Source organism: Salinicola sp. JS01 (assembly GCF_030284585.1).
Taxonomy (GTDB): domain Bacteria; phylum Pseudomonadota; class Gammaproteobacteria; order Pseudomonadales; family Halomonadaceae; genus Salinicola.
Genome location: NZ_CP127244.1, coordinates 2545907 through 2571403, shown reverse-complemented (window position 1 = coordinate 2571403; position 25497 = coordinate 2545907). Strand labels below are relative to the sequence as shown.

Annotated in this window: 23 protein-coding genes and 1 pseudogene; 18 read left to right on the top strand and 6 right to left on the bottom strand. The window is 66.1% G+C overall.

What is annotated here, in order from left to right; translation table 11 throughout:
• Positions 1-50 precede the first annotated feature (50 nt).
• The 17 genes from tsaE (at position 51) to QO259_RS11725 (ending at position 19224) form a co-directional block, all read left to right on the top strand.
• Positions 51-530 carry a tRNA (adenosine(37)-N6)-threonylcarbamoyltransferase complex ATPase subunit type 1 TsaE gene (gene tsaE / locus QO259_RS11805; protein ID WP_285950106.1) on the top strand — a complete coding sequence of 160 codons (480 nt, stop codon included), beginning with the start codon at positions 51-53 and terminating at the stop codon, positions 528-530.
• Positions 524-2050: an N-acetylmuramoyl-L-alanine amidase gene (locus tag QO259_RS11800; protein ID WP_285950105.1), complete on the top strand. Its 1527-nt coding sequence runs from the start codon at positions 524-526 to the stop codon at positions 2048-2050. The genes tsaE and QO259_RS11800 overlap by 7 nt, the downstream gene beginning before the upstream one ends.
• A 31-nt stretch (positions 2051-2081) precedes the next feature.
• Positions 2082-4100, top strand: a complete 2019-nt coding sequence (gene mutL, locus QO259_RS11795) for a DNA mismatch repair endonuclease MutL (protein ID WP_285950104.1) — start codon at positions 2082-2084, stop codon at positions 4098-4100.
• A gap of 21 nt (positions 4101-4121) precedes the next feature.
• Positions 4122-5063: a tRNA (adenosine(37)-N6)-dimethylallyltransferase MiaA gene (gene miaA / locus QO259_RS11790; protein ID WP_285950103.1), complete on the top strand. Its 942-nt coding sequence runs from the start codon at positions 4122-4124 to the stop codon at positions 5061-5063.
• Between the two features lie 159 nt (positions 5064-5222).
• Positions 5223-5474, top strand: a complete 252-nt coding sequence (hfq, locus tag QO259_RS11785) for an RNA chaperone Hfq (RefSeq protein WP_035469968.1) — start codon at positions 5223-5225, stop codon at positions 5472-5474.
• Positions 5475-5488: 14 nt separating this feature from the next.
• The gene (gene hflX, locus QO259_RS11780) at positions 5489-6811 is read left to right on the top strand and encodes a ribosome rescue GTPase HflX (RefSeq protein ID WP_035469969.1); all 1323 of its coding nucleotides are present in this window, start codon (positions 5489-5491) and stop codon (positions 6809-6811) included.
• A 217-nt stretch (positions 6812-7028) separates the two neighbouring features.
• The gene (gene hflK, locus QO259_RS11775; protein WP_353057282.1) at positions 7029-8225 is read left to right on the top strand and encodes an FtsH protease activity modulator HflK; all 1197 of its coding nucleotides are present in this window, start codon (positions 7029-7031) and stop codon (positions 8223-8225) included.
• Positions 8225-9184 carry a protease modulator HflC gene (gene hflC, locus QO259_RS11770; RefSeq protein ID WP_285950102.1) on the top strand — a complete coding sequence of 320 codons (960 nt, stop codon included), beginning with the start codon at positions 8225-8227 and terminating at the stop codon, positions 9182-9184. Before hflK ends, hflC begins: the two co-directional genes overlap by 1 nt.
• A gap of 223 nt (positions 9185-9407) precedes the next feature.
• Positions 9408-10589, top strand: coding sequence for an ATP phosphoribosyltransferase regulatory subunit (locus tag QO259_RS11765; protein WP_285950101.1), 1182 nt, complete (start codon positions 9408-9410; stop codon positions 10587-10589).
• A 55-nt stretch (positions 10590-10644) separates the two neighbouring features.
• Positions 10645-11937, top strand: a complete 1293-nt coding sequence (locus QO259_RS11760) for an adenylosuccinate synthase (protein ID WP_035470629.1) — start codon at positions 10645-10647, stop codon at positions 11935-11937.
• A 415-nt stretch (positions 11938-12352) separates the two neighbouring features.
• Positions 12353-12826, top strand: coding sequence for an SUF system Fe-S cluster assembly regulator (locus tag QO259_RS11755; RefSeq protein ID WP_035470671.1), 474 nt, complete (start codon positions 12353-12355; stop codon positions 12824-12826).
• Between the two features lie 102 nt (positions 12827-12928).
• Positions 12929-14371, top strand: coding sequence for a Fe-S cluster assembly protein SufB (gene sufB / locus QO259_RS11750; RefSeq protein ID WP_285950100.1), 1443 nt, complete (start codon positions 12929-12931; stop codon positions 14369-14371).
• A gap of 76 nt (positions 14372-14447) precedes the next feature.
• The gene (gene sufC / locus QO259_RS11745; RefSeq protein WP_035470632.1) at positions 14448-15200 is read left to right on the top strand and encodes a Fe-S cluster assembly ATPase SufC; all 753 of its coding nucleotides are present in this window, start codon (positions 14448-14450) and stop codon (positions 15198-15200) included.
• Positions 15197-16534: a Fe-S cluster assembly protein SufD gene (gene sufD, locus QO259_RS11740; RefSeq protein ID WP_285950099.1), complete on the top strand. Its 1338-nt coding sequence runs from the start codon at positions 15197-15199 to the stop codon at positions 16532-16534. The genes sufC and sufD overlap by 4 nt, the downstream gene beginning before the upstream one ends.
• Positions 16534-17775: a cysteine desulfurase gene (locus QO259_RS11735; protein WP_285950098.1), complete on the top strand. Its 1242-nt coding sequence runs from the start codon at positions 16534-16536 to the stop codon at positions 17773-17775. Before sufD ends, QO259_RS11735 begins: the two co-directional genes overlap by 1 nt.
• Before the next feature lie 5 nt (positions 17776-17780).
• Positions 17781-18344 (top strand): putative Fe-S cluster assembly protein SufT, encoded by a 564-nt coding sequence (gene sufT / locus QO259_RS11730; protein ID WP_370635761.1) that lies wholly within the window; start codon positions 17781-17783, stop codon positions 18342-18344.
• A 223-nt stretch (positions 18345-18567) separates the two neighbouring features.
• Positions 18568-19224 (top strand): SanA/YdcF family protein, encoded by a 657-nt coding sequence (locus tag QO259_RS11725; protein WP_233076493.1) that lies wholly within the window; start codon positions 18568-18570, stop codon positions 19222-19224.
• Positions 19225-19457: 233 nt separating this feature from the next.
• On the opposite strand, the gene QO259_RS11720 is transcribed toward QO259_RS11725, so the two are convergent.
• From QO259_RS11720 to QO259_RS11705, 4 genes and pseudogenes are all read right to left on the bottom strand, one after another.
• Positions 19458-19898 (bottom strand): hypothetical protein, encoded by a 441-nt coding sequence (locus tag QO259_RS11720; protein WP_035470638.1) that lies wholly within the window; start codon positions 19896-19898, stop codon positions 19458-19460.
• Between the two features lie 109 nt (positions 19899-20007).
• On the bottom strand, positions 20008-20916 hold the full coding sequence (rimK, locus tag QO259_RS11715; protein WP_207031067.1) for a 30S ribosomal protein S6--L-glutamate ligase: 909 nt from the start codon (positions 20914-20916) through the stop codon (positions 20008-20010).
• Between the two features lie 33 nt (positions 20917-20949).
• Positions 20950-21388, bottom strand: a pseudogene (locus QO259_RS11710) (ATP-dependent zinc protease family protein).
• 4 nt (positions 21389-21392) lie between these two features.
• A complete protein-coding gene (locus QO259_RS11705) occupies positions 21393-22403 on the bottom strand; it encodes a DUF3549 family protein (protein WP_285950097.1) in 1011 nt (336 codons plus the stop codon).
• A 299-nt stretch (positions 22404-22702) separates the two neighbouring features.
• On the opposite strand from QO259_RS11705, the gene QO259_RS11700 reads away from it, so the two are divergent.
• Positions 22703-23029 (top strand): YqcC family protein, encoded by a 327-nt coding sequence (locus QO259_RS11700; RefSeq protein WP_207031063.1) that lies wholly within the window; start codon positions 22703-22705, stop codon positions 23027-23029.
• A gap of 109 nt (positions 23030-23138) precedes the next feature.
• Here QO259_RS11700 and QO259_RS11695 read toward each other — a convergent pair whose 3' ends face one another.
• Positions 23139-23690: an OmpW/AlkL family protein gene (locus tag QO259_RS11695; RefSeq protein WP_207031061.1), complete on the bottom strand. Its 552-nt coding sequence runs from the start codon at positions 23688-23690 to the stop codon at positions 23139-23141.
• A 305-nt stretch (positions 23691-23995) separates the two neighbouring features.
• Positions 23996-25486 (bottom strand): sodium/proline symporter PutP, encoded by a 1491-nt coding sequence (putP, locus tag QO259_RS11690; protein WP_035470644.1) that lies wholly within the window; start codon positions 25484-25486, stop codon positions 23996-23998.
• Positions 25487-25497 lie beyond the last annotated feature (11 nt).

Genomic DNA, 25497 nt, shown 5'->3' with positions numbered 1-25497 from the left:
TCGAGGCCGCTGCGTGATGCGGCCCGAACTTTGACGAAGCTAGTGCAACCATGCCGATCCTACTGCAAGACGAAGCCGCCCAGGTGGCCTTCGGCGAATCCCTGGGACACGCCCTCGCCGGGCGCGGCCAGATTCATCTGATCGGTGAGCTGGGCGCCGGCAAGACCACGCTGACGCGCGGTATCCTGCGCGCCCATGGTCATGCGGGGGCGGTCAAGAGTCCCACCTATACCCTGGTCGAGCCCTACGAACTGGGCCGCTACCGGGTCTACCATTTCGACCTCTACCGCCTCGGTGATCCCGAGGAGCTCGAGTTCATGGGCGCACGCGACATGCTGGACGACAGCGTTCTCAGCGTGATCGAGTGGCCCAGCCGCGGCGCAGGATGGCTGCCGCGTCCCGATCTCGAACTGCACCTGAGCCTGGCCGATAGCGGGCGCCAGGTCGCGGCGGTAGCGCACACTCAACATGGACGTGACGTGCTGGCCTCGCTGCCGGCGGCGTTGAGCGACAAGGAAGAGGCATGCTGAAGGATGTGGCACACAGGGACACAGCGTCAGCGGGCGCGGTAGCCGGCACGCCGGCGCGCGGCTGGCGTCGCCGCGGCGGCGCGGCGCTGCTGGCCCTCGGCTGTCTGCTGCTGGCACTCGTCTGTCTGCTGCCGACCTCGGCGGCGCAGGCGGCCAAGGTCAATAATCTGCGGCTGTGGTCGGCGCCCGACCACGTGCGCCTGGTGTTCGATCTCTCGGGGCCGGTGCAGGCCAACGTCTTCACTCTGGACAATCCGCGCCGGGTGGTGATCGATCTCGACAGCACCCAGCTAGACGTCGACATCGACAAGCTCGACCTCGACGCCAGTGCCATCGACAAGGTGCGTACCGGGGTTCGCGAGAGCGGCGGGCTGCGCGTGGTGCTCGACGTCAATCGCGCGGTGGTGCCCAAGAGCTTCACCCTGCCGCCCAACAAGCAGTACAGCGACCGTCTGGTGGTCGATCTCGACTACCCCGGCGCCAGCGCCGTGGCCGATCCGATCGATCCCATCGAGGCGATGATCCGCGATCAGGAGATCGCCGCGCAGCGGGCGCAGAAGGAGGCGGTGGCCGAGGGCAATCCGGAGCAGGCCGATGCGGTCGCCGCCACGGTGGAGGCGCAGCCGCATCCCAAGCGCGACATCATCATCGCCGTCGACCCCGGCCACGGTGGCGAGGATCCGGGGGCGATCGGCCCCAACGGTACGCGCGAGAAGGACGTGGTGCTGGGGATCGCGCGCAAGCTCAAGCAGCGCTTCGACCAGACCCCGGGGTTCAAGGCCTTCATGACCCGTGACAGCGACTACTATGTCGGCCTGCGCCAGCGCACCCTGCTGGCGCGCCAGCAGAAGGCGGACTTCTTCGTCTCGATCCACGCCGATGCGGTGCGCAGCCGGCAGCCCTCGGGCAGCTCGGTGTATGCGCTCTCCCAGGGCGGGGCGACCTCCGAGACCGCGCGCTGGCTGGCGGCGAGCGAGAACCAGTCGGATCTGATCGGTGGCGTCGACGGCAATCTCAGCCTCGACGACAAGGACGAGGTGCTGCGCGGCGTGCTGCTCGATCTGACCATGACCGCGACCATGAATGACTCGCTGGCCACCGGTGGTCAGGTGCTCGACAAGCTGGGGCGGATCAACAAGCTGCACAAGTCCAAGGTGGAGCAGGCGGGCTTCGTGGTACTCAAGTCGCCGGATATCCCCTCGCTGCTGGTGGAGACCGGCTTCATCTCCAACCCCCGGGAGGAGGCGGAGCTGCGCTCCTCGAAGCATCAGGCCGAGCTCGCCCAGGCGATCTACGCCGGGATCGTGGCGCATTTCCGTCAGCATCCGCCGCCCGCCAGCCTGCTGGCGTGGCAGCGCGATCAGGGGCGTGGCAGCGCCAGCAACGAGTACCGGGTGCGCGCCGGCGATACCCTGTCGCAGGTGGCGGCGGGCCACGGCATCAGCATGCGCGCGCTGAAGCAGGCCAATGGCCTCGACAGCGACATCCTGCGCGTGGGTCAGGTGCTGACGATTCCGTGAACAGGCGATATCGGACGAGGAGAGCTGACAGATGAGCGAGGCGTCACGTATCCGCGTTCTCGACCCCCGCCTGGCCAACCAGATCGCGGCGGGGGAGGTGGTCGAACGGCCGGCCTCGGTGGTCAAGGAGGTCGTCGAGAACGCCATCGACGCCGGTGGGCGGCGTATCGAGATCGAGCTGGAGTCCGGCGGCACGCGCCTGATCCGGGTGCGTGACGACGGCAGCGGCATCGGCGAGGAGGATCTGCCGCTGGCACTGTCGCGCCACGCCACCAGCAAGATCGCCTCGCTCGATGACCTCGAGGATGTCGCCAGCCTCGGCTTCCGCGGCGAGGCGCTGGCCTCGATCAGTGCGGTGTCGCGGCTGGAGCTGATCTCCAACGCCGCCGACGACCCCACCGGGGGGTGGCGGGTGGTCGCCGAAGGCCGCGAGATGGCCCCGAGGGTGACGCCGGCACCGCACCCCCGCGGCACCTCGGTGCTGGTGCGCGATCTGTTCTTCAATACGCCGGCGCGGCGCAAGTTCCTGCGCACCGAGAAGACCGAGTTCGGACACGTCGAGGAGGCTTTCCGCCGCCTGGCGCTGTCGCGCTTCGATATTGCCTGGCTGCTGCGCCACAACCAGAAGGTGGTCCATCAGCTGCCGGCGGCGGCCGACGATCAGCGCGGTCACGAGCGTCGCATCGCCGCGCTGCTGGGCAAGCGCTTCATCGACGAGTCGCTGCATCTCGACCTCGAGGCGTCCGGTTTGCGCCTGTGGGGCTGGGTGGGGCTGCCCACCCACTCGCGGGCCCAGGCCGATCAGCAGTACTTCTTCGTCAACGGGCGCGTGGTGCGCGACCGCCTGGTCGCCCACGCCATCCGCCAGGCCTACCGCGACGTGCTGTTCAACGGTCGCCATCCGGTGTTCGTGCTCTATCTCGAACTCGACCCGCGGGTGGTCGATGTCAATGTGCACCCGACCAAGCATGAGGTGCGCTTCCGCGATGGGCGTCTGGTCCACGACTTTCTGTTCTCGAGCCTGCATCGCGCGCTGTCCGAAGTGCGACCCAACCCTCAGGGCGTGGCCGATGCCGATGCGCAAGCGTCCGCAGGCGTGGATAGCGGGGAGGCACGGCAACCGGAAGGCGCGCCCGTAGGGGGCGATGACGCGGCGCTGCCGGCATGGCAGCAGCAGCGTATGTCGCTCTCCGGCCAGCACGAGCGCAGCGGTGCGGGTAGCGGCTACGCCCCGCGCCAGGACGGCAGTCCGCGGCCGCCGGCCCAGCGTATCCGCGAATTCATGGCCGGCTACCACGCCCTGCACCCGGATCATGAGTCGACCCTGCTCACGCCGCGGCAAGCAGCAGACGAGACCGCGGGAGAGGCGGCGGCAGAGGGCCCCGGTGGCAGTGCCGCCGCGCTCGCCAGCCGCGAGCGCCCGGCGCCGGACGTCGCCACGCTGGCGGCGCACGATGATACCCAGGCGCCGCCGCTGGGCTATGCGGTGGCGCAGCTGCATGGGGTCTATATCCTGGCCCAGAGCGAGCGCGGCATGGTGATCGTCGACATGCACGCGGCCCATGAGCGCATCGTCTACGAGCGCATGAAACAGCAGATCCACGCCGGCGCCCTGGATGCCCAGCCGCTGCTGGTCCCGGTCTCGATCGCCGTCGGTGCGGCCGAGGCGGAGACCGCCGAACGCGAGCGCGAGGCGTTCTCGCGCCTGGGTGTCGAGCTCGATGCCGCCGGCCCGGAGACCTTGCTGGTGCGCCAGGTGCCGGCGCTGCTCGCCGATGCCGATATCGAGCCGCTGATCCGCGACATGCTCGGCGATCTCGAGCGCTACGGGCGCTCCGACCGCTTCGAGACGCACATCAACCAGCTGCTCGGCACCATGGCCTGCCATGGCAGTGTGCGCGCCAACCGCGCGCTGACGCTGCCGGAGATGAATGCGCTGCTGCGTGATATGGAGCGCACCGAGCGCAGTGGTCAGTGCAACCATGGCCGTCCGACCTGGACCGAGATGTCGATGGCGCAGTTGGACAAGCTGTTCCTACGCGGCCAGTGAACCGTTCTGTAGAGAATACACGTGACCCGAGATGACCGCCCGACGGCGATCCTGCTGCTGGGGCCCACCGCCGCCGGCAAGACCGACACCGCGATCGCGCTCCACGAGCGCTGCGGCTGCGAGCTGATCAGCGTCGACTCGGCGATGGTCTATCGCGGCATGGATATCGGTACCGCCAAACCCAGTGCCGAGGAGCTGGCACGCGCGCCCCACCGGCTGATCGATATCCGTGATCCGGCCGAGCGCTATTCGGCGGCGGATTTCCGTGAGGATGCCCTGAGCGCCATGCAGGCGATCTCTGCCGGCGGCAAGACGCCGCTGCTGGTCGGTGGGACCATGATGTACGCCAAGCGCCTGGTGGAGGGGGTGGCCGAGATGCCGGCAGCGGATCCCGAACTGCGCGAGGCGCTGCGCCAGCGCGGTGAGTCGCACGGCTACGCGGCGCTGCACGCCGAGCTGGCGGCGGTCGACCCCGAGGCCGCGGCGGCGATCCATCCGCACAACCGCCAGCGTCTGATCCGGGCGCTGGAGGTGCAGCGGGTGAGCGGCATCGCGCTGAGCGAGCACTGGCGTCGGCAGCAGCGGGAAAACTTTCCGTGGCGACTGTTGTCCATTGCTCTCGCACCCGCCGATCGCGCCGAACTCCACCGGCGCATCGCGGTGCGATTCGAGGCGATGCTGAATGGCGGATTCATCGAGGAAGTGGCTACCTTGAAACAGCGGGGTGACCTGCACCTCGATCTGCCTTCCATGCGCAGCGTCGGTTATCGTCAGGCGTGGGAGCATCTCGACGGCGCTTACGACCGCGACGGCCTGCGGTCGCGAGGGGTGGCCGCTACCCGTCAACTGGCCAAGCGCCAGCTGACCTGGTTGCGGCGTTGGCCCGGGCTGGTGTGGGTCGACAGCAGCGCCCCCGATGCCCTCGCGCAGGTCGTGAAAATCGTGCGTGCCCACGGGACTTAGCGTAAAATGAAAGCTTCGTCACGACGATGGCGAGCGGCGATCGCTGCCGCGCCACGCTGCCGGAACCGAGTGCGGCGTCGCCGACAACAGAACAGCAAGTCAAAAACAGTATGGCTCATCTCGCCAAAGCGATGAGTTTTCACATTATGGGAGAGCAACATGTCCAAAGGGCAGTCCCTTCAGGACCCGTACCTGAACATCCTGCGCAAGGAGCGCATCCCGGTTTCCATCTTCCTCGTCAACGGCATCAAGCTGCAGGGTCAGATCGAGTCCTTCGATCAGTTCGTCATCCTGCTGCGCAATACCGTGAGCCAGATGGTCTACAAGCACGCCATCTCCACGGTCGTGCCCTCCCGTAACGTCCGGTTGCCGCCGCAGGACCCCAACGCAGCGCCCGGGCTCGACAATTGATCGAGAGGTAGTGATTGTTTTTCGAACGTCCCGACGCCGGCGAAACGGCGATTCTGGTCCATGTGGACTTTCAGGACGAGCAGGATCGCGAGGATCCAGGTGAACTCCTGGAACTGGTGCGATCCGCTGGTGCGGTGCCGGCGACCCTGATCCAGGGCAGCCGGCGCCGTCCCGACCCTCGTTCCTTCATCGGCAGTGGCAAGCTCGACGAGGTCAAGCACGCCCTCACCGCGCACCACGCCGAACTGGTCATCTTCAACCACGCCCTGTCTCCCTCCCAGGAGCGCAATCTCGAGCGCAGCCTCAACTGCCGCGTGCTCGATCGCACGGGGCTGATCCTGGATATCTTCGCGCAGCGCGCGCGAACCCACGAAGGCAAGCTGCAGGTCGAGCTGGCTCAGCTCGAGTACATGTCGACGCGGCTGGTGCGCGGCTGGACCCACCTGGAACGGCAGAAGGGCGGTATCGGCCTGCGCGGTCCCGGCGAGACCCAGCTCGAGACCGACCGTCGACTGCTGCGTGCGCGCATCAAGTCGATCCACAAGCGCCTCGAGAAAGTGCGCAAACAGCGCGATCAGAACCGCCGCGCACGGGCTCGGGCCGAGGTGCCCAGCGTCTCGCTGGTGGGCTATACCAACGCCGGCAAGTCGACGCTGTTCAACGCCATCACCGCAGCCGAGGTCTACGCCGCCGATCAGCTCTTCGCGACCCTCGACCCGACCCTCAGGCGTCTCGACGTGCCCGACGTGGGCGAGGTGGTGCTGGCGGACACCGTGGGCTTCATCCGTCACCTGCCGCACAAGCTGGTCGAGGCGTTCCAGGCCACCCTGCAGGAGGCCACCGAGGCGAGCCTGCTGGTGCATGTGATCGATGCCGCCGATCCCGACCGTGAGCTCAACGTGGCCCAGGTCGACAGCGTGCTGGCCGAGATCGATGCCGACGACGTACCACGCCTGCTGGTGATGAACAAGATCGACCTGATGGACACCGCGCCGCGCATCGAGCGCGACGGTCAGGGGCGCCCGCAGGTGGTGTGGCTCTCGGCGCGTGACGGCCAGGGGCTCGAGCTGCTGCGTGAGGCGATCGGCGAGTGGCTGGCGGAGGACATTCTCGACACCCGCTTGACGCTGACGCCGGAGCAAGGTCGACTACGAGCAGCACTGCATGAACTGCAGGCGGTACGCGAGGAGTCGTTCGCCGAGGATGGTCGGACGATTCTCCAGATTCGCTTGCCCCGACGGGAGTTTATGCAGATGATGGCTCGCTTGGGCGAAAGCGCCGACGACTACTTGCCCGTACACGAGCAGACCCCGATCGACGACTGGGAACGGGTCTGACGCGGGAACCGAATACGCAGGGGAGCTTCGTGGCCCGCGGGCCCGATTCGCACAGGGCGAGACGATTCGACATCAGGCCGAACACGCCCGGCGCGCCGACGCCAACCGCCTCGGCGGCTCGTACTCCCCACGCCTGACGCAACGCTTTGATCGCATCGAGTGGAGACTTAGGTATGGCTTGGAACGAGCCAGGTGGTGGCAACAACCAGCAGGACCCTTGGAGCGGCGGGGGGGCCGCCGCCCGAGCGGGAATGGTGGTGACGATGGTGGTAACAATCGCGGTGGTGGCAACAATCAGGGGCCGCCGGATCTGGATGAAGCGCTGAAGAAGTTTCAGGACAAGATCAACCGTCTGTTCGGTGGTCGCGGCAAGCGCGGCGGCAGCGGTGGCGGGGACGGCGGTGGCAGCAAGCGCAACCCGTTCGTGCTGCCAGTGCTGGTGGTGATCGTCGCGGCGGTGGTGTGGGCCGGCTCCGGCTTCCACCTGATCGACCAGTCCGAGCGCGGCGTGGTGTTCCGCTTCGGTAAGTACACCACCACCCTCAATCCCGGGCTGCACTGGAATCCGCCGATCGTGGATCAGGTCAAGAATGTCAACGTGACCAGTATCCGTTCGGCCAACCAGACCGACTCGATGCTCACCAGCGATGAGAACATCGTTCGCGTCAGCGTCTCCACTCAGTACGTGGTCAGCGATGCCCATGCCTTCCTGGTCAATGTCAACGAGCCGGAGATGACGCTGCAAAACGCGATGGACTCGGCCCTGCGCCAGGAAGTCGGCAACATGCAGCTGCAGCAGATCCTGACCACCGGGCGTGACCGCCTGGGGCAGCGCGTCTTCGATCGCCTCAGCGCCTACATGGAAGCCTACGGCACCGGCCTGCGTCTGCAGACCGTCAACGTCGAGTCGACGGCGCCGCCGGATCAGGTCCAGAACGCCTTCGACGATGTCATCCGTGCGCGCGAAGAGCGCCAGCGCTCGATCAACCAGGCCAATGCCTACAGTCAGGCCGTCGTGCTCGAGGCCAAGGGGCAGAAGCAGCGGCTGGTCGAAGAAGCTCAGGGTTACAAGGCGGCTGCCGTGGCCGATGCCACCGGTCAGACCAATCGTTTCAATTCGCTGCTGGGCGAGTACCAGCAGGCGCCGCAGGTCACCCGTGAACGTCTCTACCTGGAGACGATCAGTCAGGTGCTGAGCCAGACGCCCAAGGCGCTGGTCGACCTCGGTGACAGCAGCGCGGTCACCGTGCTGCCGCTCAACCAGATGCAGGCCGGCGGTAACGGCAGCAGCGACGCGTCGAAGATGAGCATGCAGCAACTCGAACAGATTTCGCGTGAGGTGGTCGATCACATGAACAGCAGCAGCAACTCGCAGCAGCAGACGCGTAGTTCCAGCCTGCGGGAGGGCCGTTAATGTTTAACAATCGTGCCCTGATCGGCGTCATCGTCCTGGCGCTGCTGGCGTGGTTCGCCAGCGCGAGTTTCTACGTCGTCAACGAAACCCAGCGCGCCATCAAGCTGCGCTTCGGCGAGGTGATCGAGAACAATATCGGTCCCGGGCTGCACTTCAAGCTGCCGGTATTCAATACCGTGCGCATCTTCGACGTGCGCGTACAGACGGTGGACTCCGGCGCCACACGCTATCTGACCGCCGACTCCAAGGCGGTCATCGTCGACTCCTTCGTCAAGTGGAAGATCGCCGATCCGAAGCAGTTCTACGAAGCCACCCGCGGCAATATTCAGGTCGCCGAGAACCTGATCGCGCCGCGGACCGACGAGGCGTTGCGTAACAAGTTCGGTCAGACCCAGATGTCCGACATCATCCAGGAGCGCATCGCCGCCGAGAGCAAGAAAGAGGACCTGGCTGGCAAGAGCAAGGGGCCGGATACCGTCGAGGGCGCCCGCGAAGAGTTGATGGTCGAGCCAGTTCAGCAACTGGATGCGGCCATGCGCAAAGAGCTTGGCGTGCATATCCTGGATATCCGGGTGAAGCGCATCGAACTGCCCACCGAGGTGACCCAGGCGGTCTACGAGCGCATGAACTCCGAGCGTGAGCAGGCTGCGCGCACTTACCGCGCCGAGGGGTCGCAGCAGGCCGAAGCGATTCGTGCCGACGCCGACCGCCAGCGGCAGGAGATCCTCGCCAGTGGGCGTCAGGAGTCCGAGACCACCCGCGGTGAGGGCGATGCTCAGGCGGCCAAGATCTACGCCAGCGCCTACCAGAAGGACCCGGACTTCTACGCCTTCTACCGCTCGATGCAGGCCTACCGCGACAGCTTCAACGGCGAAGGCAAGGATCTGCTGGTGCTGAGCCCGGAAAACAGCCAGTTCTTCCGCTACCTGAAGAACCCGCAGCCGGGGGCAGCGCAGTGAGCGCATGAGAAACCCGCGCCCGCGGGATTTCTCCGCGGGCGTTTCGTGGTACCATTTTCGACGCCGGGTCTTGCCCGGCTTTTTTGTGCGAGAGGTTCGTGCCGTCGCCGGCCGCAAGGGGCAGGCGAGGCGTGGACACGGCCGCATACAGATGACGTTGTCGGGCGGCGCCGCGCGCCGGCGCCCTCGATCCTCACGACTTACCGCTTGGCAGGACAGGCTCATGACGATCGCTGACCGCTGGCTGCTTCCCGACGGCATGGACGAGATCCTGCCGCCGCAGGCAACCCGTATGGAGGAGCTGCGTCGGACGCTGCTCGACCTGTACGACCGCTGGGGCTATGACCTGGTCATGCCGCCGCCGGTCGAGTTCCTCGATTCGCTGCTGACCGGCACCGGCACCGATCTCGATCTGCAGACGTTCAAACTCACCGACCAGCTCACCGGGCGCATGATGGGCGCCAGCGCCGACGTCACCCCGCAGGTGGCGCGGATGGACGCTCACTCGCTCAAGCGCCAGGGCCCGGTGCGGCTGTGCTACTGCACCACCGTACTGCGCGCCCAGGCGGACAAGCATCAGGGCGGGCGCAGCCCGATGCAGGTAGGGGTCGAGCTGTTCGGCCACGCCGGCCTCGAGGCCGATATCGAGGTGCTGCGCCTGGCGCTCTCTAGCCTCGAGGCGGCGGGCGCCGGCGAGGTCCATCTGGCGCTCAGTCACATCGCCATCTATCGCGCGCTGACCCAGGCGGCGGCGTGTACCGAAGACGTGGAGCGGGCGCTGTTCGACGCCATCGAGCGCAAGGCGTTCAACCGGGTCGATGCGCTGGTGGCGGCGCATGTCGGCGATCCGGCGCTGGCGCGCATGCTCGGCGAGCTGCCGCGGCTGCACGGTGGCGCCGAAGTGCTCGAGGCCGCGCGCGATGCGCTCGCCGGGGCGCCGGCGGCGGTGGCCGAGGCGCTGGCACAGCTGGTGCGGCTGCACCGGGGTGTGGCCGCCGAGCACCCCGAGGTGTCGATCTACTTCGATCTGGCCGAGCTGCGTGGCTATCAGTACCACACCGGTATGGTCTTCGCCGCCTATGTGCCCGGCTATGGTCAGGCGCTGGCCAAGGGCGGGCGCTACGATGACACCGGCCGCGCCTTCGGCCGGGCCCGGCCGGCGACCGGGTTCTCCATGGATCTCAAGCAGCTGGCGACGCTGGCCGAGCGCGAACCGCCGGTAAATGGCATCTGGGCGCCCGACGACGACAGCGCTGCGCTCACCGAGACCATCAATCATCTGCGCGCTCAGGGAGAGCGCGTGATTCAGGAACTGCCCGGACAGCACACCGGTCCGGGCGCTCACCGCTGCGACCGCCAACTGGCGTTCGAGGCGGGCGAGTGGCGCATCGCGCCGTTGAACTGAGACGAACGGGATTCCGACGCACGCGTCGCAACGAGTCGAGCGAGAGACGAGAGCAATGGGCAAGAACGTAGTCGTATTGGGTACCCAGTGGGGTGACGAGGGCAAGGGCAAGGTCGTCGACCTGCTGACCGAGTCCGCCGCGGCGGTGGTGCGCTTCCAGGGCGGGCACAATGCCGGCCACACGCTGGTGATCGATGGTCAGAAGACCGTGCTCCACCTGATCCCTTCCGGGGTGCTGCGCGATGACAAGATCTGCGTGATCGGCAATGGCGTAGTGCTCTCGCCGGAAGCGCTGATCGACGAGATCAAGGAGCTCGAGGCCAAGGGGGTACCGGTACGCGAGCGTCTGCGCCTGTCGCCGGCGTGTCCGCTGATCCTGCCCTATCACGTGCGCCTCGACCAGGCCCGCGAGAAGGCTCGCGGCGTGGCCAAGATCGGCACCACCGGCCGCGGCATCGGCCCCGCCTACGAGGACAAGGTCGCGCGTCGCGGCCTGCGCCTGGGCGACATGCTGCATCGCGAGCGTTTCGCCTCCAAGCTGGGTGAAGTGCTCGACTACCACAACTTCGTGCTGACCCGTTACCACGGCGAGCCGGCGGTGGACTTCCAGGAGGTGCTGGATCAGGCCATGGCGTTCGCCGAAGAGCTGCGGCCGATGGTGTGCGACGCCGTGACCCTGGTGCATGACATCCGCAAGTCGGGCGAGAACATCCTGTTCGAAGGCGCCCAGGGCTCGCTGCTCGACATCGACCACGGCACCTATCCGTTCGTGACCAGCTCCAACACCACCGCCGGCGGTACCGCCACCGGTTCCGGCGTGGGTCCGCTGTATCTCGACTATGTGCTGGGGATCACCAAGGCCTACACCACCCGTGTCGGCTCCGGTCCTTTCCCCACCGAGCTGTTCGACGAATTCGGCCGCCACCTGGCCGAGAAGGGGCACGAGTTCGGCGCGACCACCGGGCGCGCGCGTCGCTGCGGCTGGTTCGATGCGGTGGCGCTGCGCCATGCGGTACAGATCAACTCGGTCTCGGGTATCTGTCTGACCAAGCTCGATGTGCTCGATGGGCTCGAGAACATTCGCGTCTGCGTCGGCTACCGCAGCAAGGATGGCGACACCATCGACAACCCGGTGGATTCCGAAGGCTACGAGGTGATCGAGCCGGTCTATCACGACCTGCCGGGTTGGAACGAGTCGACCCTGGGCGTCAAGCGCGTCGAGGAGCTGCCGGCCAATGCGCGCGCCTATATCGCTTTTCTGGAGCAGGAGGTGGGCACGCCGATCGATATCATCTCCACCGGTCCGGACCGCAACGAAACCATCGTGCTGCGCAATCCGTTCGACTGAGTCGAGTCGCGCATCGTTCTCTCGACCCGCTGCCTCCCTCGGCAGCGGGTTTTTTATTGCCCACAATTCTTTCAATTCCGGTGATAGGCAAAGTCTGTTTCCCGAGACGAGTGCCCCTGGTGTGTCCCTCCACTTGTCCCATTGCGTTTCGCTGCGGGGGCCGCGCGTGGCGCGGTCTGGCACCGTATGTGGGGGCTGCCGCCAGGTGGCGAGCGGTGGCCCTATCGGGGTCTGCCGCAAGGCCCGGCAGCGCGGGCGTGGGACGTATGGCGAGGGTTCACACTCTGTGCAAAGGGGACTAAAATGGTCCTATATGATCTCGCGGGCGCGGTTGCCCGTATCGGTCCGCGATGAGAGCCGATGATCGGACCGTTTCACCCAAGACGACTCGTGTCGTCGAGTGCAGGCCCGGCGCATGTTGAAACTTTCCAAGCTGACGGACTACGCCGCGATGATGATGGCGCAGATCGCGCGGGCGCCCGAGGAAGCGCATACGGCTTCCGAGCTGGCTCAGCGGTTGCATCTGCCGCATCCGACCGTAGGCAAGACGCTCAAGATGCTGGCGAAGGAAGGGCTGCTGATCTCGCGGCGGGGCTCTCACGGCGGCTATGTGCTGGCACGCCCCGCGGTGGAGATCGCCGCCAGCGATATCATCGCGGCGATCGAAGGGCCGATCGGCATGACCGAGTGCAGCCATGTCGACGGTGAGTGCGAGCTGATCGGCACCTGCGGGGTGGCCGACAACTGGCAGCGGGTGTCGCAGGCGATCCGCACGCTGCTCGATGGTGTGACGCTCGCGCATCTGGCCCAGGAAGCGCCGATCAAGTTACCCGTACTGATGCCGATCCAGAGCGTCACGCTGCCCAGCGTGGCCGAGGGCCGGCGCTAGAACAGTCAGCACGACTCCCGGGGCCCGTGGCGCGAACGCAAGGGGCGCATCGTGGAGAAGAGGCTGGCGCGACAAGACTCTCGAGTGAGAGGAGAGGAGACCATGGCTAGCGAAGAGATGGAGCAGTTGGTCCGTCGCGAATACAAGCAGGGATTCGTGACCGACATCGAGAGTGAGACCGTGCCGCCCGGCCTGGACGAGAGCGTGATCGCGTTCATTTCCCAGAAGAAGGGCGAGCCCGAGTGGATGCTCGAGTGGCGCCTGGAAGCCTACCGGCAGTGGCTGAAGATGACGCCGCCGTCCTGGGCGCACCTGGACTACCCGCCGATCGACTATCAGGCGATCTCCTACTTCAGTGCGCCGAAGAAGCCCGAGGATCGCCCGCAGAGCCTGGACGAGGTCGACCCCAAGCTGCTCGAGACCTACGAGAAGCTGGGCATTCCGCTGCACGAGCGGGCCGCGCTGGCCGGCGTCGCGGTGGATGCGGTGTTCGACTCGGTGTCGGTGACCACCACCTTCAAGGAGAAGCTGTTCGAGGCGGGCGTGATCTTCTGCTCGATCTCGGAAGCGATCCGCGACTACCCCGAGCTGGTGCGTCAGTACCTGGGCACCGTGGTGCCGCGCAGCGACAACTACTTCGCCGCGCTCAACTCGGCGGTGTTCACCGACGGCTCCTTCGTCTACGTCCCCGAGGGCGTGACCTGCCCGATGGAGCTCTCCACCTACTTCCGCATCAACGCCGCCAACACCGGGCAGTTCGAGCGCACCTTGATCGTGTGTGACAACAAGGCTCAGGTCTCCTATCTCGAGGGCTGCACCGCGCCGATGCGCGACGAGAACCAGCTGCACGCAGCGGTGGTCGAGCTGGTGGCGCTGGAAGACGCCTACATCAAGTACTCCACGGTGCAGAACTGGTACCCCGGCGACGAAGAGGGCAAGGGCGGTATCTACAACTTCGTCACCAAGCGCGGTGACTGCCGCGGCGACCGCTCGCGCATCAGCTGGACCCAGGTCGAGACCGGCTCCGCGATCACCTGGAAGTACCCCTCTTGCATGCTGCGCGGCAAGGAGAGCATCGGCGAGTTCTACTCGGTGGCGGTGACCAACGGCCGCCAGCAGGCCGATACCGGCACCAAGATGATCCACATCGGTGAGGGCACGCGCTCGACCATCGTCGCCAAGGGCATCGCCGCCGGGCGCAGCGACCAGTCCTACCGCGGTCTGGTCAAGATCGGCCCGCGGGCCAAGGGCGCACGCAACTACACCCAGTGCGACTCGCTGCTGATCGGTGACCAGTGCGGTGCGCACACCTTCCCGTATCAGGAGATCGGCAACTCCAGCGCCACCGTCGAGCACGAGGCGACCACCTCCAAGATCGCCGACGATCAGCTGTTCTACTGTCGCGCCCGCGGAATCGACGAAGAGGACGCCGTCAGCATGATCGTCAACGGCTTCTGCAAGGACGTCTTCCAGGAGCTGCCGATGGAGTTCGCCGTCGAGGCCGAGGCACTGCTCAACGTGACCCTCGAGGGGTCGGTCGGCTGAGGCCGCGTCACCCGAGCCGTTTATCGTCATCATCGAGCGGCCGCGCGGCGGCGCTCATCGTTTCAAGGGTTTTTTCATGCTCGAAGTCAAGGATCTTCACGTCACGGTCGAAGACAAGGCCATCCTCAAGGGCCTCAACCTGACGGTCCAGCCCGGCGAAGTTCACGCCATCATGGGTCCCAATGGTGCCGGCAAATCCACCCTGTCTGCGGTCATCGCCGGCAAGGATGGCTACGAAGTCACCCAGGGCAGCATCCTGTTCGAAGGTCAGGACGTGCTCGAGATGGAGATCGAGGAGCGCGCCCGTGCCGGCCTGCTGCTGGGTTTCCAGTACCCGATCGAGATTCCCGGGGTGAAGAACATCTATCTGCTCAAGGCCGCGCTCAACGCCGCGCGTGAAGCGCGTGGCGAGGGCGAGATTCCGGCACCGGAGTTCATGAAGCTGGTGCGCGAGAAGAGCGCCGAAATGCAGATGGACACCAGCTTCCTGCAGCGCGCGGTCAACGAAGGCTTCTCGGGTGGTGAGAAGAAGCGCAACGAGATCCTGCAGATGCTGGTGCTGCAGCCCAAGCTGGCGATGCTCGACGAGATCGACTCGGGGCTGGACATCGACGCCATGAAGGTCGTCGCCAAGGGCGTCAACTCGCTGCGCAGCGCCGATCGCGCGATCCTGCTGGTGACCCACTACCAGCGCCTGCTCAACCACATCGAGCCGGACCGGGTCCACGTGCTGGTCGACGGCCGTATCGTCAAGAGCGGTGACAAGAGCCTGGCGCTCGAGCTCGAATCGCGGGGTTACGACTGGGTACTGGAGGAGTCCGTCGCATGAATGCACCGGAACGCTTTCTCGAGCGTCTGAACGCGCGTCGCGAGAACGATCCGAGCTGGGTGGCGGCGCGGCGCCAGGCCGGCGCGGCGCGCTTCGCGGCGGTCGGCTTCCCGACCCGGCGCAACGAGGCGTGGAAGTACACCGACGTGCGCAGCATCGCCGACGGTGATTTCGCCCTGGCCGCGGATGCCGAGTTCTCGCCCGAGCGCCTGGCCGTCTGCGCCCTCGAACTCGACGCTCACCGCCTGGTATTGGTCGACGGCCGTTTCAACGCCGAGCTGTCGTCGCTCGACGCGCTGCCCGCCGGCGTCAGCGTGACGCCGCTGTCGCAGGCGCTGGAGAGCAATCATGAGCAGGTCGGTGGCAGCCTGGGGCGGCTGGCCGGGGTCGACTTCTCCGCCTTCACTGCGCTCAACACCGCCTTCGCCGACGAAGGTGCGGTGGTGCGCCTGGCGCCGGGTACGGTGGTCGACAAGCCGATCTACGTGGTGCTGGTCTCGCGCGCCAACGCGCAGGCGGTAATGAGCCACCCGCGGGTGCTGATCGAGGCCGGCGCGCGCAGCGAAGCAACGGTGATCGAGCACTACACCGGCGAGGAGGGCGCGGCCAACTTCACCAACGTGGTGACCGAGGTGCTGCTCGAACGCGCTGCCATCGTCAATCACTACAAGCTGCAGGAGGCCGCTTCCGGCGACCTGCACGTGGCCAGCATCCATGCCGATCAGGGTCGCGACAGCCGCTTCAACTCGTTCAATCTCAATCTGGGCGGGAGCCTGGTACGTACCGATCTGGTCACCGATCTCAACGCCGAGGGTGCCGAGGCGGCCTACTACGGGCTGTTCTTCCTGCAGGGGCGTCAGCACGTCGACAACCACACGCTGGTCAACCACAACGCGCCGCGCACCTTCTCCAACGAGAGCTACAAGGGCATCCTCGACGACCGCTCCCACGGCGTGTTCAACGGCAAGGTCTACGTCAAGAAGGACGCCCAGCAGATCGAGGCGTACCAGAACAACGCCAATTTGCTGCTGTCGGACCGCGCCGAGATCGATACCAAGCCGGAGCTGGTGATCTATGCCGACGACGTCAAGTGCTCCCACGGTGCCACCACCGGTCAGCTCGACGAAGACGCGGTCTATGCGCTGCGCACCCGCGGTATCGATGCGGCGATGGCGCGGGGCCTGCTGACCCTGGCCTTCGCCGGCGAGGTGATGGAACAGGTCAAGCTCAGCGAGATCGCCGAGCGCGTCGAGCGCGCGGTGGCCGGGCGCCTGCCGGAACGCTTCAACCTGGCCGATCTGGTCGAGACCGCCGAGGCGGTACAGGAGGCTTGATGACCGCGATCACCGATTTGACCCTGGATCTGGCCGCGGTGCGCCGTGACTTCCCCATCCTGGAGCGGGAAGTTCACGGCAAGCCGCTGATCTATCTCGACAACGCGGCGACCAGCCAGACGCCCACGGCGGTGATCGAGAGCCTGAGCGACTACTATCGCCGCTACAACGCCAATATCCACCGCGGGCTGCATACCCTGGCCGACGAGGCGACCGCCGCCTACGAGGGCGCACGGGCGCGGATCCAGACGCACCTCAACGCCTTCGAGCCGCGCGAGATCGTGTTCACCCGCGGTACCACCGAAGCGATCAATCTGGTCGCCAACAGCTGGGGGCGGGCCAACCTCCAGCCGGGTGACGAGGTGCTGGTGTCGTTGATGGAGCACCACTCCAATATCGTGCCTTGGCAGCTGCTGGCGCAGGCGCTGGGGATCGTGGTGCGGGTGATCCCGGTGGACGAGCGCGGCGTGCTCGACCTCGCCGCCTACCGTGATCTGCTCGGCGAGCGCACCCGGCTGGTGTGCGTCAACCATGTCTCCAACGCCCTGGGTACGATCAACCCGGTGGCCGAGATGGCCCGCGACGCCCATGCCCACGGCGCCTTGATCCTGGTCGACGGCGCCCAGGCGCTGCCGCACCAGCGGGTCGACGTGCAGGCACTGGATGTCGATTTCTACGCCTTCTCCGGGCACAAGGTCTACGGCCCCATGGGTATCGGTGCGCTCTATGCTCGGGCGTCGCTGCTGGAGGCGATGCCGCCGTGGCAGGGCGGCGGCGAGATGATCTCGCGGGTCTCCTTCGACCGTGGCACCGAGTTCGCCACCATCCCCCATCGCTTCGAGGCGGGAACCCCGGCGGTGGCCGAGGCGGTGGCGCTGGGCGCTGCGCTCGACTGGGTCGACGGCATCGGCATCGAGCGCCTGGCGGCCTGGGAGCAGTGGCTGCTCGAGCACGCCACGCACAAGCTCGAGGGCATCGATGGGCTGCGGATCATCGGCACCGCGCCGGACAAGGCGAGCGTGATCTCGTTCGTCGTCGATGGCGCCCACGCCCAGGATATCGGTCTGCTGATCGATCAACTGGGCGTGGCGATCCGCACCGGCCACCACTGCGCCCAGCCGCTGCTGCAGCACTTCGGGGTCGAGGCAACCTGCCGCGCCTCGCTGGCGGTGTACAACACGCCGGAAGAGGTCGATGCCTTCGTCGAGGCGCTCGAGCGGGTGCTGGGGATGCTGCGCTGATGGCGATGGATGCGAAGCACGGGCTCTACAAGGGGCAGGAGATGCCCCTGCAGCGCGATGTCGAGGTGATCTCGATCCCCTTCGGCAAGACCATCACGCTGCCCGAGGACAGCGTGGTTGCGGTGATGCAGGCCAAGGGAAGTTCGGTCAGCGTCTCCTACGAGGGGCGGCTCTATCTGATCGAGGGCCAGGACCTCGATGCCCTGGGGCTGACGCCGACACCGCGGCCGACGCTCGACCCGGCGGCTTCCGAGGAGGAGATGGAAGCCTTCGTGTGGGAGCAGCTGCGCACTTGCTTCGATCCCGAGATCCCGGTCAATATCGTCGAGCTGGGGCTGGTTTATGGCTGTCGTATCGAGCGCCTGCTCAGCGGCGAGCGCATGGTGACCATCCGCATGACCCTGACCGCACCCGGCTGCGGCATGGGTGACGTGATCGCCGAGGATGCCCGGCGCAAGATTCTGGGCGCGCCGCAGTTCTCCAAGGTGCACGTGGAAATCGTGTTTGATCCCCCCTGGAGCCGTGAGATGATGAGCGAAGAGGCGCGCCTGGAACTGGGCATGTTCTGAACCGGCCTGGCGCGGGCACCACGATTGGACCTTGAGCGTGCGAGGGTGGCGCCGCGTCGCGCAGACGTGCCGGCTTTCCCACAAGGCAACGACCGCAAGACGAACGCAAGATGCAGATCGACACCGACTCTCGCCGCTTAGCCTGCTGTTTCCGACCCTGTCTTTCCCCTCATCGAGGCGACCGCCGACGGTCGCCTCGCTATCTATGCGGCCGCGGCGCGCTATGCTGCGGTTACTGAAGGGCCTGCTCAAGACGCTGCTGGCCGGGCTCTTGCTGCTCGTTCTCGGTGTCGTCGCGATCAATCTGTGGGTGCTCCACCAGACCCAGCCGCGGATCGAGCACGACGTGCTGCTGTGCCGAGCGCAGCCGGTGGGGCTGGTCTTCGGTACCGCCCAATGGCTGCGCGCGGGTGGGCCCAACCCCTACTATCGGGCACGCATGGAGACCGCCGCGGAGCTTTTACGCCTCAATCGCGTGCAGCATCTGCTGCTCTCCGGCGACAACCGCACCCGCTACTACAACGAGCCGGTGAGCATGTGGCGCTCGCTGCGCCACCGTAACGTCGAGGACACGCACATGACCCTCGACTACGCCGGGTTCAGCACCTTCGATAGCGTGGTACGGGCCAAGGAGGTCTTCGGGGCCAAGCGTCTGATGCTGATCTCGCAGGCGTGGCATCTGCCGCGGGCACTGTTCATCGCCGATGCATTGGGGCTCGAAGCCACCGGCTGCGCGGTGCCCGACGAGGGAATCGCCGGCGAGTGGCAGCTCAGGCTGCGTGAGTGGCTGGCGCGGGCGGCGACCTTCGGCGATCTCTATCTATGGGGGCGCGAGCCCTACTTTCTTGGCCCGCTGGAACCGATCCAGCTATCGCCGTGACCGCGGGGCGACCGCGTTGGCGGGATGACAGAAGCGCGGTAGGGCGATGAAGCACATCAGCGTATCGACTGTGGCCGAGGAGGTCTGGGCCGCGTGTAGGTCTTGCTGATAGTGACAGGTCCTGCTGATGCTTCAGACAGTTGGGGTGCTTCAGACCGTTGGGGTGCTTCAGAACGTTGGGGAGGGCGGTAGGCCGACGCTGAGAGCCGCCACCGATGGCGGCGACCCAAAGTTCAGCGCTGGCGCTGCTGCAGCTTGGTGATCTCGCGAATCAGCGCGCGGCAATTCTTCCAGCAGCGCTCCAGTGCGGGCTCCAGCGGGTCCGGCAGGGGGTGGGTGAAGGCGTTGCCCAGCGCCTGCATCAGCACGCGCTCCTGTTCCAGCAGCTCACCCAGCAGCACCGCGCTGTCGTTGCCGACGAAGCTCTTGATGCGACTCCACAGCCACAGGTAGTCGTCGCGCTCGACGTCGGCGTCGCGGGGCAGCATGGCGAGGTGTTCGCGAACCAGATCCTGCAGCTCGCGCATCGCCGCACCACGTTCCTCGTAATGGGGTTTCAGGGCATTGCGCAGCGCCGGGCGCAGGCGATCGAGGTTGTCCTGAAAATAGTCGAGACTGTCGGCCAGCGCCTCCAAGACGCTGTCCATCGCCACCTGGCGATTGTCGAGAAACATGTGCGGTCACCTCCTGAGGTGACACAAATTGTGCGGCCGGAAACACTGTTTTTCTACCCCTGCGGGGATAAATTTTTAGGTTTTCCGGCTATTTGTTGAGATTCACGCGTCAGCCATTGGGTTTGGGCGGCGCCTTGCGCGGCGTTGCGGCGTTCTTCTCCAGATGCTCGATGATCTGCCCGGCAATATCTTTCGCGGTGGCCGTCTCGATGCCCTGGAGCCCGGGCGAGGAGTTGACCTCCATGATCACCGGCCCGTGATTGGAGCGCAGCAGGTCGACCCCGGCCACGCGCAGGCCCATCGCCTTGGCTGCGCGGATCGCGGTGGAGCGCTCCTCGGGGGTGATACGAATGACGCTGGCGGTACCGCCGCGATGCAGATTGGAGCGGAACTCACCATCGGCGGCCTGGCGTTTCATCGCCGCCACCACCTTGTCGCCGATCACGAAGCAGCGGATATCGGCGCCCTTGGCCTCCTTGATGTACTCCTGCACCATGATATTGGCCTTCATGCCCATGAAGGCCTGGATCACCGACTCTGCCGCCTGGTTGGTTTCGGCCAGCACCACGCCGATGCCCTGGGTGCCCTCCAGCAGCTTGATCACCAGCGGTGCGCCCTTGACCATGGTGATCAGGTCGGGGATGTCATCCGGCGAGTGGGCGAATCCGGTCACCGGTAGCCCCAGGCCCTTGCGCGAGAGCAACTGCAGCGAGCGCAGCTTGTCCCGCGAGCGGGTGATCGACACCGAGTCGTTGAGCACGTAGGTGCTCATCATCTCGAACTGACGCAGCACGGCGCAGCCGTAGAAGGTCACCGAGGCGCCGATCCGCGGCACGATGGCGTCGAAGGTCTCCAATTCCTGCCCCTTGTAGTGGATCGAGGGGCGGTGCGAGGCGATGTTCATGTAGCAGCGCAGGGTATCGATGACCCTGACCGTGTGGCCCCGCGTCTCGGCGGCCTCGATTAGACGGCGCGTCGAATAGAGATTGCGATTGCGGGACAGGATGCCGATGTGCATGAGCGAGGGCTCCAGAGTGAACGATCCGGCGAGTCAGGGCTCGCCGTGCAGAAAAAGCGGCACCGGGGGCGACCAGCAGTCGCCGCATCGCGCGCCGTCCCAGCAGCATGGGATGACGCATGTCGCTGCGGTCGGTCAGGGTGAGTTCGATGGGGAAGTCCAGGTTACCCAGCACCAGCCGCGTACGAATCACGTAGCGCCACTCCTCCTGGCCGTTGGAGCTTCTGACCTTGCGTCGGTCATGCAGCGGCTGCAGGCACTCGTGCGGCGGCGTGGCATGGCCACTGGTGCGAGTGACGAAGCGCACCCAGGGGTGCCCGTGCTCCTCGAACGGTTCGATCAGCTCGGCGTGCAGCGCCGAGGTGCGGGCGCCGGTATCCGCCTTGCAGCAAAGGGTCAGGTCGAGATCGGGCAGCGCGACCATCTCGCGGCGTCCGATCACCGCCTTGGCCTGGTAGGGCAGTGCTTTCATGAGCTCAGACGTTCCACTCTGCAACGCGCCGGCCGAGGGCAGAGTCCCGCGGTGCCTGGCGCAACATCATCAATATTGGCAGTCTCAGGCGTGGGATCAATGCCAGATCGCGCACCACACGACGAAAGTGAAGCTGCTCGTTCGCCGCCAGGCGCTCGAGGAATCTCCCCAGCCGACCCTCATCCTCCAGGTGGTGCCAGCCACGTGCCGCCACCGCGACCAGACAGTCGGCCGCCATCAGCTCGTCGCGTTCGAGCCACTGCCCCAGCCAGGCGCTCACCGTGGCATCGTGACTGCCCAGCAGGGCCCGCAGCAGTGCGCAGTAGCGCTCCAGATCCTGGTCTGCTTGGGCCTGCTCCAGGCAGCCGGTCAGCGGCGCGTGCAGGGACGTGGGCAGGTCGCCGTGCTCCATCAGATAGCACAGCGGGATCAGCACCTCTCGCGGTAGCTGTGCCAGCCGCGGGGCGAGGGCGGCGCAGGTCGCCGGATCGGGGTCGACGACCCAGTCCGCCAGCCCCTGTAGCCCGAGTAACTGCCAGTGCACCTCGGCGTCGCCGGCCAGATAGCGTGCGGCCAGCTCACGCTGGGGCGAGGGCGGCTGCGCAAAGTGGCGCGACAGCCTCGCGTGGAGCAGGGCGCGCTGATGCAACTCCGGCTCCAGCGCCACCGGATTGTCCTGCATCAGGTTATCCGGCGCCGAGGTGTCCAAGGTCTCGCCGCTGGCGCCCAGGGTCAGCAGCAGGCGCTCGAGAAAAGCATCCCGTGACGCCGGGCTGAGCATGCCCTGCTCGTCCAGCGGCAGAGCCAGGAACCAGACCACCGGATCATTACCCGCCGCCGGCCAGCGCAGGGCGCAGGCGAACTGCGCCTGGGCATTCCACGGCAGGGGCCAGGCCTGGCGCTCGCGCTCGAAGGCTTCGAAGGTGTCGCGGGTCAACGGCGCCACGCGCCGGCCCAGGCTCGCAAGCGCCACTTCGGCGCCGCTCTGGGCGAAAAAGTCGCTCAGCGTCTGCATCGATCGTCGCTAGCCAGTGAAGAGAGGCGCGCACTGTAACGCGCCTGCTCGGGAGTGAACAGAGGCTGGACAAAAATTGAGCATGCCGCGCGATATCTCATGGCGAGCCGCCAAGGGCGATCTGTTCAGGGTTTATCCACAGCCTCTTTCAAGGTATCTGTGAGCAACCCGAATGGGTCACAATGGGCGCGCAAAGATACCGGGGGCGGTACCGCCGTAGCGCGCGACAGGTTCGCCATCGCAGCGGCGCCCGGACGCCGACGGCGAACCGTCCCGGACCCGGCAAGCAAGGAGCCTGAATGACTTCACATGATGCGCTGGCGCAGGCGCTGCGCCAGCTGGAAAGTGCACTGGACGAGGCCGAGCTGTGGGAGGTGTCAGCGCCGCCGGCGGACGCCTTCGAGAGTCAGCAGCCGTTCTGCGTCGATAGCATGACGCTGCCCCAGTGGCTGCGCTACGTGTTCGTGGCGCGACTGCAAGCGCTGGTGGACGCGCGCGCGCCGCTACCCGCCAAGTGCGAGGTGGCACCGGCACTGGAAGTATGGCTGAAGGATGTCTCGGGGCCGCACAAGACGGTGGTCGTCGAGGCGCTGCAGCGAGTGGACCGGCTCGTCACCGAGGGGTGACGCCGGGTGCGTCGCGCTGCCTGCGGGTGGCGCTCATCCCGTGAGCCTGCAAGACGAGCAGGCATAAAAAAACCGGGCCATTGGCCCGGTTTTGTCTTTCTGATGACGCTTAGAAGCGCAGCATCGCGCCGGCACCCACGGTAACCGGGTCGAGGTCGATGTCGCGGCCGCCGCTGATGTCGGCGTTGACGTCGGTGTACTGGGCGAAGGCGTTGAAGCCGAAGTTCTGGGTAACGTTCAGGTCGACACCCAGTTCACCCGTGGCGCCCCAGGAGTCATCGACGCTACCCACGCCGCTTTCGCTGGAGAACGTGGTGTAGTTGACGCCGACACCTGCGTACGGCTGCACGCGGGAATCCATGCCACCCAGCGGGTAGTACTGCGCCATCAGGTTGACCGGAACCTGCTTGAAGGTGCCGCCTTCGGCGTGGACCTTGGTTTCGGTCATGGAGCTCAGCTCTACGCCCAGCTTGTCATGGAACATGTAGCCCAGACCCAGGTAGGCGCCGGTGTCGCGATCGGCGTAGCCGGTGTCGACGTCGGTCTTGGCGACGCCGGCACGGGCGAAGAAATCACCGGCACCGTAAGCGAATGCAGCCTGGGTTCCGAATGCGCAAGCGCCGGCAACAACCATGGCAGAGAACAGTTTGGTCTTGGTCATGATCAAGGACTCCTTTCTTTACATCATGCAGCCGTGTTACCGGCTTTCACATTCTATGAGACAACGATGGGGATGATAGGAAACGCTGTTCTATAAGTCCAGTAAAATTTTGAAACAGTGTTTTCTTGTTGACCGGACCGGGGCCACACGCATGTTCTGCGCCTAACCCTGAGGTAAACCTAGTTGCTGTGTAGACGTTATGCCAGCGTCTCGTCAGGGCGCTTCTCCAGGTGTGGTAGGACGTCGGTGCGCGGGCACGAAAAAGGGCTCCCGCAGGAGCCCTTGGTCTTGATGGTCGAGCACGCTTAGCGCGTGATCTGACGATACTCGCCGGCGTCGCTGGTCATACGGCTGACCACTACGATGGCGAGGAAGGAGGCGATGAAGCCGGGGATGATCTCGTAGACGCCGGGGCCGCCCAGGAACGAGCTGCTGAAGCCCAGCGCGATCCACACGATCACCGTCACCGCGCCCACCACCATGCCGGCGATGGCGCCGGCGCCGTTGGTCCGCGACCACATCAGCGACAGCAGGATCAGCGGGCCGAAGGCGGCACCGAAGCCGGCCCAGGCGTTACTGACCAGCCCCAGCACCTGGGAGTCGGGGTTGGAGGCGATGATCGCTGCCACCACGCCCACCGCGACTACGCTCAGGCGGCCGATGGTGACGGTCTCCTTCTCGCTCGCCTCCTTGCGCAGGAACAACCGGTAGAAGTCCTCGGTGAGCGACGAGGAGGCCACCAGCAGCTGGCTGGAGATGGTGCTCATGATCGCCGCCAGCAGCGCCGCGTAGAGGAAACCGGTGATCAGCGGATGGAACAGCAGGTTGGAGAGGATGATGAAGATCGTCTCCGGGTCCTGCACGTCGAGGCCGTTGCGGATCGCATAGGCGCGGCCGAAGATGCCGACCGAGATCGCGCCGACCAGCGAGATGAACATCCAGCTCATGCCGATGTTACGCGCCGTGGGCACGTCCTTGACCGAGCGGATCGCCATGAAGCGCACGATGATGTGCGGCTGGCCGAAGTAGCCCAGGCCCCAGGTCACCGCGGAGAGCCAGCCGACGATGGTCAGCCCGTCGGTCCAGGAGAGCAGCGTGGGATCGACCTGGTTGAGCGTTTGCTGAGCCTGGCTGAAGCCGCCACCGCCCTCACCGAACAGCACCACCGCGGGCATGATCACCAGCGCCAGCATCATGATACAGCCCTGGACGAAGTCGGTCATGCTCACCGCCAGGAACCCGCCGACCACGGTATAGACCAGCACCACCCCGAGGGTGAGGATCACGCCGGTGGCATAGTCGCTCAGCCCGCCGATGTCGATGACGCCGGCAAAGGCGCTCTCGAACAGCTTGCCGCCGGCCACCAGGCCCGAAGCGGTGTAGACCGAGAAGAACACCACGATGACGATGGCCGAGACCGTGCGCAGCGACAGCGCGCGGGTCGGGAAGCGGTTGGCCAGAAACGCCGGGATGGTGATGGCGTTGCCGTAGTGTACGGTCTGCTCGCGCAGCCTGGGTGCCACCAGCAGCCAGTTGAAGAAGGCCCCGACGAACAGGCCGATGCCGATCCATGCCGAGGCGAGACCGGAGATGAACATCGCCCCGGGCAGGCCCAGCAGCAACCAGCCGCTCATGTCCGAGGCGCCGGCCGAGAGCGCGGCGACCTGCGGGCTCAGGGTACGTCCTCCGAGCATATAGTCTTCGGAAGTGGCAGTGGACGTGCGCATGGCGTAGAGGCCAATGGCGATCATGAGCACGAAGTAGGCACACAGGCTGATCCAGACACCGATAGCCATAGAAGCGTCTC